The organism is Undibacterium paludis (assembly GCF_022568815.1).
Taxonomy (GTDB): Bacteria; Pseudomonadota; Gammaproteobacteria; order Burkholderiales; family Burkholderiaceae_D; genus Undibacterium.
This window is the reverse complement of the sequence record NZ_JAKZHX010000005.1, coordinates 352,289-364,819: the sequence shown is the minus strand read 5'-3', so window position 1 is coordinate 364,819 and position 12,531 is coordinate 352,289. Positions and strand designations below refer to the sequence as shown.

Below are 12,531 nucleotides of genomic sequence, written 5' to 3'. Positions count from 1 at the left end.
ACGTAGCAATACCATGGGTAGTTCGCTACCCATGCCCTGCAGGGGGAAAACATCCCCTCTGCAGGGCAAAACAAAGACCCCGGTACTGCAAAGTGCCGGGGTCTTTGTTTTATTATATTGGTTATTGAGCAAATTATCTGTGACCTGACTGCTACTGTCTTGGCCCGTGATGCAAGGCAGCGTTCCTCAAAATTCGAGAAAATGCAGTGGAAAAGGTAAAATGCCGGTATTCCGTCACAGCGAGCTATCATGACAGCCACTACATCAGCACTTCCCCAGGAAATCACTTTAACCCGTCCAGACGACTGGCATCTGCATGTGCGCGATGGTGCCACGCTGGCCAGTGTCTTGCCGCATACAGCGGCACAGTTCGGTCGCGCCATCATCATGCCTAATCTCAAGCCGCCGGTGACCACCACGGCTCAAGCAGGAGAATATCGTGCACGTATCCTGGCGGCGCTGCCGGCAGGTATGCAGTTTGAACCGCTGATGACGCTATACCTGACCAATAACACACCGCCAGACGAAATCCGTCGTGCGAAAGACAGCGGTTTTGTCCATGCCGTGAAGTTGTATCCTGCCGGTGCAACCACCAATTCCGATGCGGGTGTGACTGATCTCAAAAACTGCTACAAGACCCTGGAGACCATGCAGGAAGTCGGCATGCCGTTCCTGGTGCACGGTGAAGTGACAGATGCTGAGATAGATCTGTTTGACCGTGAAGCGGTATTCATCGACCGTGTCATGAAGCCGCTACGCAAAGACATGCCCGAGTTGAAAGTGGTGTTTGAGCATATCACTACCAGTGATGCGGCAGCCTATGTCGCAGAATCCGGTGGCCCGATCGCGGCAACGATCACGGCTCATCACTTGCTGTATAACCGCAATGAAATTTTCAAGGGTGGCATACGCCCGCATTATTATTGCTTGCCTGTACTGAAACGTGAGACACACAGGCAGGCGCTGCTCAAGGCGGCCACTTCCGGTAACCCGCGTTTTTTCCTGGGTACTGATTCTGCCCCTCACGCCAAGGGTTTGAAAGAACATGCCTGTGGCTGCGCCGGTTGCTACACCGCGCTGCATGCGATGGAATTGTATACTCAGGCTTTTGAGCAGGCCGGTGCACTTGATCAACTGGAAGCTTTTGCCAGCTTCAATGGCCCTGACTTTTATCAATTACCACGCAATAGCGGCAGCATTACCCTGGTGCGCGAGGACTGGCAAATTCCTGCAGAATTGCCATTTGCAGACACCAGCGTCGTGCCACTGAACAGTGGTGAAACCCTGCACTGGAAAATGCGCACTGCGTAAATCCGGTTGGTAATTCATGACACGTTTTTTTGATGACATAGACTGGTCGCGAGCCTGGTTTGCCACAGTGTGCGAATCGGCCAAAGACTTGCTGGCGGCGGATGACTGGCGCCAGCAACTCAATCAGTGTGCCGTGCAGGCGGACTTGCAGAATCATCTTGGTTTGCCCTTGCGCTTTATCACACAGGAAGAATTGCCTGAGGGGACGGCTTATGAAGCGCATATCAGCGCCACTGGACTAGTGCCCACGCGCGAGAATCTGCATGATTTTTTCAATGCACTGGTGTGGCTGACTTTCCCTGCCATCAAGCGCCAGTTGAATGCCTTGCAGGCCGCGCAAATTGCTGCTTTGGGCATAGGCAAGTCACGCGGCCCCGCGCGTGATGCAGCAACTATCTTTGATGAGAATGCTGCTCTGCTGGTCCTTGCAGATACACCCGAAGGAGCAGACCTGATTGCCGCTTTGCGCGCACATGCATGGGAGGATGCCTTTGTCCGGCAGGCAAATAAATTCAATAGCTGTGCTGAAGTCTGGTGCTTTGGACATGCCTTGATGGAAAAGCTGGTCAAGCCCTATAAGGCGATTACAGCGCATACCTGGGTCGTCATGGTGGAGCCAGCTTATTTCAAGCTCGATGCCGGCGCCAGACGTGCACATATCGATGGGGTAGTAGCAGCGCAACTCGCAAGCCAGGTGTTGACGACGGCAGATTACACGCCTTTACCAGTACTTGGCATACCAGGCTGGTGGCCGCAGCAGGATGCATCTTTTTACCAAGACCAGCAAGTTTTCAGGACAAAACGCCGGAACTGAGCCCGGCGTTCAAGAGGTTGCCGGTTACTATCAGGCCACAGCGCCAGCTTGTATGATCTTGAACAATTGATCTTTCAGGCTCAGGCGTGCTTTCTTCAAGTCTTCCAGCGCAGCATCACCCAGATGCTCTGCACCGTTCAATACACGGTTGATGGCCTTGTCGGTCTCATCATATTCAGCGAACAGCTTGGCGAAATGCTTGTCGTTGGCTTTCAGTTCGTGAATGGCTTGTTTGAATTCTGGAAATTCAGTAGAAAGAGGGTGGTGATCTACTTGCATGGATACTCCTTGATGATCGAGGAAGGGATTTTCCTTGCCTCTATACTAAGCTTATCCAGATCATCATCCATGACCTGCATCAAGACAGGCAGAGAAAAACAGAATGATGGCCTTGATGTTGTGCCGCATAAATTGCTGATTTCAGATTCATCATCAATTTCGGTTAGAATATTTGTGCAATGCTGTATATCTGCGTGTGTGGCGTTGTGATTCCTGCTGCTTTTCAAACTTATCAGGTCCGGATCTACGGTCTGGACAAATTCTGCCATCTGGCATCGGGCTAACACCGGGACTGGCTGCAACTATGTTGGGCAAGCGCTCACCTCATCCAGTATCACCAGACCAGCATACAGGCTGGCGTGCAGCGACCATGTCCTTGCGTAAGGCCATTGTTCTGGGTATCGCCCTTGGCATCCTGATTCCCGCTATCCTGCTCGGCACCGTGCTGGCCAGGGACAGTTATGAACGCGAGTACGAAGTGCGCGTGCGTGAGCCTCTGAAGCAATATGCCAGCATGCTGGAACAAACCATGCCCGTGCCATTGTGGCAAGTCGATGCAAGCAGTGCCCAAAGTTTCGTCAATTCTGTCATGCTCAATCCCGATGTCGTGCGTATCGTCGTTGAGGATGCTGCCCTGGGGCGCTTTGTGCATGCCGAGCAGGCCATACAGCATAGGCAGGGCCTGATCAGCGAAACCCGCAATATCCGCAAAGATGGCAGCATCATAGGACGGGTCACGATAGAAATGAGCAGCTACTGGATGGAACAGGAATTCCTGAAAAAAATCCTCAAGGGCGGTGCTGCCATTCTGGTGCAATTGCTGATTTCTTTTTTCCTGTTATGGTTGCTGTTTCAAAAACGCATGATGCGCCCCTTGCAGCAACTGCAGCGCGATGTCGATCGCCTCGGTGAGGGGCATCTCACAGAAGTCATCAGCGCTGCCAGGCCCGATGAACTGGGCAGCCTGGCGCTGGGCATCGATTCCATGCGCCTGCGCCTGGGTGAGTTGATGAATGAACAGGCCAGCCACAATGCCACGCTGGAACAGCGGGTAGCCGACCGGACCAGGGAGTTGCATGCATCGAATCAGGAGTTACGCACAGCCCTTGATGATTTGAGCAGCGCCCATGCCGAGATCCAGCGTAGCGACAGGATGGCCGCCCTGGGTTCGCTGGTCGCAGGCGTAGCCCATGAACTCAATACGCCGATAGGCAATTCCGTGACGGTGGCCAGCACCATCCATGATCTGAGCCGCGAATTCAACAGGAAGGTGGCGCAAGGTGTCACCCGAGCCGCTTTGCAAAAATATATCGATAGTAATTTGCAGGCCAGTGACATTCTCTTGCGTAATTTGCATAGTGCGGCGGATCTGATCGGCAGCTTCAAGCGGGTGGCTGTGGACAGGACCAGTGCCCAGCGCCGGATGTTTTTTCTCGATGAAGTCGTCAGGGAAACCATGCTGACCATGGGCGGCAGTATCCGGCATCATGTGCATGAGGTCCGCATCGATATCCCGACCGGAATACGTATGGATGCCTATCCCGGTCTGCTCGGGCAGATTATCAGTAATCTCATCAATAACGCGATCTTGCATGGCTTTGATGGCAGGGAAAATGGCATCATCGACATCAGGGCGCATTTGCTGGATGCAGAACCGGCCAAAGTCGAGTTAAGGGTCAATGACAATGGCGTTGGTATTGCTGAAGTCAATCTGGGACGTATCTTTGACCCCTTCTTCACCACCAAGCTGGGACAAGGGGGCAGTGGCCTGGGTCTGAATATCGTCTATAACCTGGTGTGTGATGTGCTGGGCGGCAACATCCGGGTGGAAAGCGAACCAGAAAAAGGCAGCAGCTTTATCATGCAAATGCCCTTGTGCGCACCGGGTCACGACGATGACGTCGATTAAGCTAGCGGGCAGGCCTAATGGCCGGGTTTGGCCACATCAGACCAGCCTTGCGGGCAACTGACCTGGGATGATAGTTTTTGGTATTCGCCAGAGGCACGCAGTTTTTTCAAGCCATTGTTAAAGGCCGCAATCCTGCCGGCACTGGCGGCCAGGCCACGTGACATCATCAGATGGGTGGTGAAACTTTCTGTCATCAGCTTGGGGTGGGCAGATAACTGGGCCGCATCGGCAGGGGAAAAATTGCGCGCCAATAAATCACAAGTGGTGTTTCTCTCCATGGGGGCGATGTCCACCCGCTTTAGCAACAACAATTTCAATGCTGCCATGTCATTGGGCAGTTTTTCCATTTTCAACTCGCCCTTATTGGCCATGGCCCAGATTTCTGGCGTATAAGTGTAGTCCTGTATCATGGCGATACGGTAAGGCTTGAGATCGTCAAGCTGTTTCCATTTGAAATCGAGGGTATTGCGATACACGAATACCCACTGCTCGGTAATGACATTGTCACTCAGAAAAAAGCTCTGGTCATGCTCAGGTTTATGACCCCAATAGGCTGTGCCATCCCATTTGCCAGCCCGGCTTTCAGCCAGCGCGCGCGACCAGGGCAGGAAGGTAAATTCCACCTGATATCCCTCCAGTTCAAAAGCACGCCGCACTATACTGAGGGCAATACCTTTGTCAGCCCGGCTTTCAGTGGCATAAGGAGGGAGTTCACCGGTGGCAATTTTGAGCAATTGGGCTTGCGCCCACGACATGCCAGGCAATAGCGGTAGCAGTATCAGCAGAACAACAGCAAACCAGGATGAGCATGTTTTCTTCATGATACCGCCTTTATCACAAGGGATTCAGAGGGTAATCATCTGTCTTATTACTATTTCTGGCAAGTCGTTGGGCAGCAACAGTATGTGAACAATGCTGACCTGAATTCATGAATTGCAAATAACAACGGGAGCCTGAGCTCCCATTGTTACGACATCATTATTTGATAGCTAATTTATTGTTCGCGCAACCAGGTCTGGGTGCGACCAAACATCGGTGCACCGATGTAACCACGAACATTGAGCTTCTTGTTATTTTCAATCACACTGAGTTTGCTGCTGTACAGCTTGCCATTGCCCGGGTCGAGGATTTTGCCACCCGTGTATTCATCCCCATCTTTTTTCAGGCCGGACAAGATGGTCATGCCAACGATGGGCTGGTCCTTGTTGGCGCCTTCACATTTGTCGCATTTCGGGTTCTTCTCAGCCGCATCGGCTTCCAGGAACAGTTTCTCTATCTTGCCCTGTAATTCACCGCCAGTTTCAGTGATGCGTATCAATGCCTTGGGCTTGCCTGATTTGTCATCAATACTTTTCCACAGACCGACCGGGCTTTCTTCCGCCTGTGCCAGCAAGGGCAGACCAGCCAGACCAATCAATGCACTTAATACCAGTGAAACCGTTTTTTTCATGCTGTCTCCGTTTGAAAAAAATGAGAAGTAAGACTCGTGTAAATGTTATTGCTTTTATTTATTACTTTTATTTTCCTGAATCGATTGTACGTGGCGAAGCTTTTCACCACGTACAAGATTTTTAGAGTCTCTACTTTAACTGTATTTACTATGCCGTTGGCAATTTTGCAAATTGCTCACGCAGCTTTTGCAAAGTGGCAGTGAAGTTTGCGACACGCTCTTTCTCTTGCGCGATGACCTGTGCCGGCGCCCTGGCGACAAAGCCTTCATTGCCCAGCTTGGTTTCTGCCTTGGCAATTTCACCTTCAAGCCTGGTAATTTCCTTACCTATGCGGGCACGTTCTGCGGCCACATCGATTTCCACTTTCAGCATCAGTTTCGATTCACCGACGATGGATACCGGGGCTGGTGAATCTTCAGGCAAGGCATCGACGACGGATACTTCTGACAACTTGGCCAGGGCTTGCAGGTAAGGCGCAAAAGATTGCAGGCGTGCTTTGTCTTCTGCATTTGCAGCCTGCAAGAGCAGAGGTACGCGCAGGGCAGGGGACAATTGCATTTCACCGCGCAGGTTGCGGCAGGCATCGGTCATGCCTTTCAAAGCCTGCATCCAGGCTTCTGCAGTGGTATCAACATTCTCAGCCACGAACAGCGGGTAAGGCTGAACCATGATGCTGTCGCCAGCCGGGTTCAGGGTCTTGCCTGCCAGTGGCGCCACGGTTTGCCACAGGGCTTCTGTGACAAAAGGAATGACAGGATGAGCCAGACGCAGGATCACTTCCAGCACGCGCAAGAGTGTGCGGCGGGTGGCGCGTTGCTGGGCTTCCGTGCCATTTTGTACCTGTACCTTGGCCACTTCCAGATACCAGTCACAATACTCATCCCAGACAAACTTGTAGATGGCAGAAGCGATGTTATCAAAGCGATAGTCGGAAAAGCCCTTTTCTATTTCGGCTTCAGCACGTTGCAGAGTGGAGATAATCCATTTGTCGGCTTGGGAATAATCGAGGTCTGCATCGGTGACACCAGCACCAAAGCCGCAATCCTTGCCTTCAGTATTCATCAGCACAAAGCGGGTCGCATTCCACAGCTTGTTGCAGAAATTGCGATAGCCTTCACAACGACCGAGGTCGAAATTGATATTGCGGCCCAGCGATGCATAGCTGGCCATGGTGAAGCGCAGCGCGTCCGTACCATAGGCAGGGATGCCGTCAGCAAATTCCTTGCGCGTGGCTTTTTCTATGCTGGCTGCCTGTTTAGGATTCATCAGGCCAGCTGTGCGCTTGGCCACCAGTTCATCAACACTGATGCCATCGATCAGGTCGATCGGGTCCAGGGTATTGCCCTTGGACTTGGACATTTTCTGGCCGCTGGAATCGCGTACCAGGCCATGTACATACACAGTATTGAACGGTACCTTGCCGGTGAAGTGCGTGGTCATCATGACCATGCGCGCTACCCAGAAGAAGATGATGTCAAAGCCGGTCACCAGCACCGAGGATGGCAGGAATTGTCTGATGTCCGGTGTTTCTTCCGGCCAGCCCATGGTAGAGAAAGGCACCAGTGCAGACGAGAACCAGGTGTCGAGCACGTCGTCGTCACGCTTCAGCGCGCCAGTGTAGCCAGCGGCAGTCGCCTTGGCTTTGGCAGCGGCTTCATCATGCGCAACAAAGATTTCGCCATTGTCGCCATACCAGGCCGGGATTTGATGGCCCCACCACAATTGGCGTGAGATACACCAGTCCTGGATATTGGTCAGCCATTGGTTGTAAGTCGTCGTCCAGTTTTCCGGGATAAATTTGATTTCACCATCAGCGACTTTTTCCAGCGCTACTTCAGCGATGGATTTACCAGGGAAATGCGTACCTTCCGGTGCCGGCTTGCTCATGGCCATGAACCACTGGTCAGTCAACATGGGTTCGATAACCACATTCGTGCGGTCGCCGCGTGGCACCATGAGTTTGTGTGGTTTGACTGATTCCAGCAGGCCTTGTGCGTCAAGGTCGGCCACAATCTGCTTGCGGGCGACGAAACGGTCCATGCCCTGGTAAGCCGCAGGGGCGTTTTCATTGATCTTGGCATCCAGTGTCAGGACACTGATCTTGTCGAGATTGTGACGCTGACCAACGGCATAGTCGTTGAAGTCATGCGCAGGCGTGATCTTCACGCAGCCGGTACCAAATTCCTTGTCGACATAGCTGTCGGCAATCACCGGGATTTCACGCTCTGTCAGCGGCAGCTTGAGCATCTTGCCAACCAGGTGAATATAGCGCTCATCAGTTGGATCAACTGCCACCGCCACGTCACCGAGCAGGGTTTCCGGGCGGGTCGTCGCTACCGTCAGGTGACCGGAGCCATCGGCAAACGGGTAACGGATGTGCCACATCGAACCGTCTTCCTCTTCCGATACCACTTCCAGGTCAGACACTGCGGTGCCCAACACCGGGTCCCAGTTGACCAGACGTTTGCCGCGATAGATCAGGCCTTGCTCCACCAGTTTGACGAAGACATCCGTAACGATTTTTGAACGTTCGGCATCCATCGTGAAATATTCACGGTCCCAGTCGGCAGACGCACCCATGCGGCGCATCTGGCCGGTGATGGTGGAACCGGATTTTTCTTTCCATTCCCAGACTTTTTCCAGGAATTTTTCACGGCCCAGGTCATGGCGCGAAATCTTTTGTGCATCCAATTGGCGCTCTACCACGATCTGTGTGGCGATACCTGCATGGTCAGTACCCGGCACCCAGGCCGTATTGTGACCACGCATGCGGTAATAGCGCGTCAGGCCATCCATGATGGTCTGGTTGAAGGCGTGGCCCATGTGCAGGGTGCCCGTCACATTGGGTGGCGGCAGTTGTATGCAGAAAGAGGGTTTGCCTTCATCCATGGTGGCGGCAAAATATCCACGTTTTTCCCACTCGCCGCGCCAGGATTGTTCGATTTGTGCGGGCTCAAAAGACTTGGCTAATTCCATAATATGATCTGCGGTGATTGCTAAACCTTTGATTATAAATGAGGAAAGTGCTAACGGCAGTGTTTACTGCTGCAAGACTCAAACTGATTGCTCAAAAAATAATAAATCTTTTAAAACTTGTCACTTGTTGGCAGCATTGATACAAACTGGACTTGCCCTCATGCATCTTGTTTGTCCACACCTGAAGGTTTGGATTAATATGGATATAAACCACAGGGGACATGATGAGACAGCTTGTCAGTACAGTTTTTGCCCTGCATTTGGCAGTCTGGTCGGCTGCCTCCCCGCAACTGAGTCTGGCGCAAGACCAGAATAATGAAGAAGACCTGACCCTGGTCTACGGTGATAAGTCGCAGGTCAGTGTGGCGACAGGGGCTGCCTTGCCTTTGCGACGTGCCCCGGCAGTAGCCACCGTGATCACTGCTGCTGACATCGAAGCCATGGGCGCTACCAGTCTTGATGGCGTGCTGGAAACCGTGCCCGGCCTGCATGTCAGCCGTTCCACGGTGCTCAATATGTCTATCTATACCATACGCGGCGTACGCAGCGGGCTCAACAATCCGCAGGTGCTGGTATTGATCAATGGTACACCGGTAACCAACGCTTATAGTGGTGACCGTGGTTTTATTTCTGCCGATATGCCGCTGGAGAATGTCGCCAGAATAGAAGTGATACGCGGTCCTGGGTCTGCCCTGTATGGTGCGGATGCTTTTTCAGGTGTGATCAATATCATCACAAAAAATGCCAAAGAGCAGGATGGCACCAGATTCGGTATGCGTCTGGGGTCATTTCAAGGCGTCGATGCCTGGGTGCTGCATGGTGGCAAACTTGGCAGCGTAGATGTTGCCGCCTCTTTGCAATATAGCAAAACGGCAGGTGCCAATCCCCTGGTTGAAAGGGATGCTCAGACAGGGTTTGATCAGCTGTTCGGTACGCATGCTTCATTGGCGCCAGGTTATGAGAGCTTTGGCCGCGCAGCGGTAGATGGCAATCTTGACTTCAGTTATGGCAAATGGAATCTGCGTCTTGGACTCATGCACAGGGAAAATATCGGTGCAGGTACCGGCATCGCCCTGGCGCTTGACCCCAGGGGCTGGGGCAGCAGCAGACGTTTTACCTCGGACTTGAAATATAAAGATCCTGATTTTGCTAAAGACTGGAGTCTGGAATTCAATGGTAGTTTTACCTATTACAATGAAAATTCCCTGGTCATGATTTTCCCGCCGGGTGCTTTTGGCGGCGTCTTCAAGGATGGTTTCATCGGCAGCCCCTTTCGCTGGGAGCGTCACGGACGCTTGAATGCTGCTCTCGATTACAGTGGCTTCAAACAGCATCATCTGCGTTTTGGTGCAGGTGCCGCAAAAGAGGAGTTGTACAAGATACGGGAGACCAAGAATTTTAATCCCGATAATTCCCCCATCGGTGTCGGTGCATTTTCTGATATGCAGGACGTGACGGACACTGTACCGTATATGCATCCACATAGCCGTCTGGTACGTTATCTGTACGTACAGGATGAATGGCAATTTGCCAAGGATTGGGCATTGACTGCCGGCGTACGGCACGATCAGTATTCTGATTTTGGTGGTACGACCAACCCCAGGCTGGCCCTGGTGTGGGAAGCTGATTACAACCTCACTGCCAAGCTCTTGTATGGCAGTGCTTTTCGCGCACCGTCATTTGAAGAATTGTATGTCATCAATAACCCGGTGGTCGTCGGTAATCCCGCCCTCAGGGCAGAAAAAATGCGTACGACAGAAGCCGCCTTGTCCTGGCAGGCCAGGCCGGGTTTGCAATTGGGGCTGAATCTGTTCCGCTATCAGATGTCGGACCTGATACGTGTCAGTAATAATTTCCTTAATGAGAATGGCGGCAGCCGTACCGGGCGCGGTTTTGAAATGGAAGCAAGCTGGGAAGTCAGCAAGGACTGGCGTCTGGCCGGAAACTTTGCCTATCAGAGAGCTGTCGATGACATCACTAAAAAAGATCCGGGCATGACACCGCGTCGTCATGTTTATCTGCGGGCAGACTGGCAGGCACCAGCGGGCTGGCGCGTCAATGCACAGATCAATCATATCGGCGACCGTCAGCGGGAACCTGCGGACACCAGAGAGAAACTCAGTGATTACACGACACTGGACCTGACACTGGGTTCGCGCAAGGTGCATACTGGCTGGGAGTGGGCATTGATATTGCGTAATGTGCTCAATGCCGATGTGCGTGAACCAAGTGCCTACAGCGCACCTTTTATCAATATGCCGGCTGATATTCCCCTGGGAGGGCGATCAATGTTTTTGCAGTTAAGCTATAAGTTGTAAAAAATGATTGTCTGTTGTCCTATCTCGACCGTTTGTCGGACAGACAGGCACGGCTACTTAAATTTGCAGTTGATGAAGGAAAAACCTGTTAATGTTAGCGGTTATTCTTCATCGCTGAATGCTGTAAAAAATGTGATGACATATGCTTAACGCAAACTGGTTGAAAAAGCGATTTGCAAGCAAACATGAATTCAGTCAAGGAATAAAAAACGTAATGTCGGAGCACAGTTACCTGACTTCCTGCCACACTCGATCTTCCAGCTCCCGCAAGGGCAGTTCGTGGAGCTCGGGTGTGCTTCATTACGTCTTGCAGATTTGCTGCATGCTTTGTTTCCTGCTGGTTGCTGGTACGGCCAGTGCACAGTCATTGACTTTGCCTGATGTCGCCATGCTGCAAAACCAGGCTACCTACATGAGTACGCCAAAGCTATCGCAAGAGCTGCGACAGGCGCGTCAATATGGGGAATACCTGGTATTTGCGGATACGGCCAACCCGTCAAAGCGGGGTGAGGCATCCATGAGCGGCAGTCTGGCTGTACTGTATCCGGACCTGGGCGAGCCTTATCGCAGCATCTTTGCCAAAATCATTGAAGGTGTAGAAGATAAATCCCGTATCCCGGTCATCAGTATTCCCCTGGGCCCCAGGCTTGAAGCCAGCGAATTGAACGCACAACTCAAGCGTAACGGTGTCAAGGTGGTCATCGCGCTTGGCCGCCAGGGCATGAAGTTGGCAACAGGACTGGACAGGGATATCTCGGTGGTGGTCGGCGGTGTCCTGAATATCCCGGAAAATGAAAGTCGCACCATGACGGGCGTTAGCCTGATGCCTGATCCGGCTCTGTTGTTTGCCCGTCTGAAAGGACTGTTGCCGAATGTGAAACGGGTGTTGGTGGTCTATGACCCAAAAAACAATGAGTGGCTGATCAAACTCGCCCGTGAAGCTGCGCGTCAGCAGGGCCTGGAACTTGTGGCCTATGAGGCAAAGGACCTGGCCACAGCTGCTCATCAGTATGAAACCGCCTTTGCCAATGCCGACCGCAAGGATGCCCTATGGCTACCCCAGGATACAACCACGGTAGAAGAAGGCAGCATCCTTCCCCTGGTTTTGAGGGAATCCTGGAGCCGTGGTATCCCGTTTTTTTCCAGCAGCTTTTTGCATGCCAAGAAAGGTGCGCTGTTTGCTTTATATCCGAATAATCTTGAGTTGGGGCACAGCCTGGCATCGGCGGCACACGGTGCACTCAGTGGCGATGGCCGCAAGGCAGGCGTGTCCTTGCTGCGGGAAGTACTGATTGCCGTCAATTTGCGTACCGCCAGCCACATAGGATTAAATATAGATTATCAAAGTCAGCGAAGTTTTGATTCCATTTTTCCTGAACCATAGTGAAGCTTGGTGAAGGGCAAAATCACGCGCAAAGCCATGCTTTCTGGTTTTGTACAAGAAAGAAAAAGCCAAGCATGTTCTGCTATCGA

Annotated in this window: 9 protein-coding genes; 5 read left to right on the top strand and 4 right to left on the bottom strand. The window is 52.3% G+C overall.

Annotated elements, in window-relative coordinates; all coding sequences use genetic code 11:
• Positions 1-249: 249 nt before the first annotated feature.
• Positions 250-1,311, top strand: coding sequence for a dihydroorotase (gene pyrC / locus LZ463_RS11325; RefSeq protein WP_241455732.1), 1,062 nt, complete (start codon positions 250-252; stop codon positions 1,309-1,311).
• Between the two features lie 16 nt (positions 1,312-1,327).
• A complete protein-coding gene (locus tag LZ463_RS11320; protein WP_241455731.1) occupies positions 1,328-2,125 on the top strand; it encodes a DUF3025 domain-containing protein in 798 nt (265 codons plus the stop codon).
• A 30-nt stretch (positions 2,126-2,155) separates the two neighbouring features.
• Here the strand turns inward: LZ463_RS11320 and LZ463_RS11315 are convergent, their stop codons facing one another.
• Positions 2,156-2,404, bottom strand: coding sequence for an HP1242/YdcH family protein (locus LZ463_RS11315; RefSeq protein ID WP_241455730.1), 249 nt, complete (start codon positions 2,402-2,404; stop codon positions 2,156-2,158).
• A 370-nt stretch (positions 2,405-2,774) separates the two neighbouring features.
• Here LZ463_RS11315 and LZ463_RS11310 point away from each other — a divergent pair, with 370 nt between their 5' ends.
• The gene (locus LZ463_RS11310) at positions 2,775-4,313 is read left to right on the top strand and encodes a sensor histidine kinase (RefSeq protein ID WP_241455729.1); all 1,539 of its coding nucleotides are present in this window, start codon (positions 2,775-2,777) and stop codon (positions 4,311-4,313) included.
• 14 nt (positions 4,314-4,327) lie between these two features.
• Here LZ463_RS11310 and LZ463_RS11305 read toward each other — a convergent pair whose 3' ends face one another.
• The 3 genes from LZ463_RS11305 to LZ463_RS11295 all read right to left on the bottom strand — a co-directional run bounded on the left by LZ463_RS11305 (position 4,328) and on the right by LZ463_RS11295 (position 8,740).
• Positions 4,328-5,134: a substrate-binding periplasmic protein gene (locus LZ463_RS11305; RefSeq protein WP_241455728.1), complete on the bottom strand. Its 807-nt coding sequence runs from the start codon at positions 5,132-5,134 to the stop codon at positions 4,328-4,330.
• 173 nt (positions 5,135-5,307) lie between these two features.
• Positions 5,308-5,763, bottom strand: coding sequence for a DUF2147 domain-containing protein (locus LZ463_RS11300; protein ID WP_241455727.1), 456 nt, complete (start codon positions 5,761-5,763; stop codon positions 5,308-5,310).
• A 148-nt stretch (positions 5,764-5,911) separates the two neighbouring features.
• A complete protein-coding gene (locus LZ463_RS11295) occupies positions 5,912-8,740 on the bottom strand; it encodes a valine--tRNA ligase (RefSeq protein ID WP_241455726.1) in 2,829 nt (942 codons plus the stop codon).
• Positions 8,741-8,961: 221 nt separating this feature from the next.
• Here LZ463_RS11295 and LZ463_RS11290 point away from each other — a divergent pair, with 221 nt between their 5' ends.
• Both LZ463_RS11290 and LZ463_RS11285 read left to right on the top strand, forming a co-directional pair.
• On the top strand, positions 8,962-11,058 hold the full coding sequence (locus LZ463_RS11290) for a TonB-dependent receptor plug domain-containing protein (protein WP_277624020.1): 2,097 nt from the start codon (positions 8,962-8,964) through the stop codon (positions 11,056-11,058).
• 322 nt (positions 11,059-11,380) lie between these two features.
• Entirely contained in the window at positions 11,381-12,442 is a 1,062-nt protein-coding gene (locus LZ463_RS11285) for an ABC transporter substrate binding protein (protein WP_241455725.1), read from the top strand.
• Positions 12,443-12,531: the final 89 nt, after the last annotated feature.

Excerpts from the sequence above, each read along its gene's own strand:
- pyrC (WP_241455732.1), top strand. The coding sequence starts at position 250 with ATGACAGCCACTACATCAGCACTTCCCCAGGAAATCACTTTAACCCGT.
- LZ463_RS11320 (WP_241455731.1), top strand. The coding sequence starts at position 1,328 with ATGACACGTTTTTTTGATGACATAGACTGGTCGCGAGCCTGGTTTGCC.
- LZ463_RS11315 (WP_241455730.1), bottom strand. The coding sequence starts at position 2,404 with ATGCAAGTAGATCACCACCCTCTTTCTACTGAATTTCCAGAATTCAAA.
- LZ463_RS11310 (WP_241455729.1), top strand. The coding sequence starts at position 2,775 with ATGTCCTTGCGTAAGGCCATTGTTCTGGGTATCGCCCTTGGCATCCTG.
- LZ463_RS11305 (WP_241455728.1), bottom strand. The coding sequence starts at position 5,134 with ATGAAGAAAACATGCTCATCCTGGTTTGCTGTTGTTCTGCTGATACTG.
- LZ463_RS11300 (WP_241455727.1), bottom strand. The coding sequence starts at position 5,763 with ATGAAAAAAACGGTTTCACTGGTATTAAGTGCATTGATTGGTCTGGCT.
- LZ463_RS11295 (WP_241455726.1), bottom strand. The coding sequence starts at position 8,740 with ATGGAATTAGCCAAGTCTTTTGAGCCCGCACAAATCGAACAATCCTGG.
- LZ463_RS11290 (WP_277624020.1), top strand. The coding sequence starts at position 8,962 with ATGATGAGACAGCTTGTCAGTACAGTTTTTGCCCTGCATTTGGCAGTC.
- LZ463_RS11285 (WP_241455725.1), top strand. The coding sequence starts at position 11,381 with ATGCTTTGTTTCCTGCTGGTTGCTGGTACGGCCAGTGCACAGTCATTG.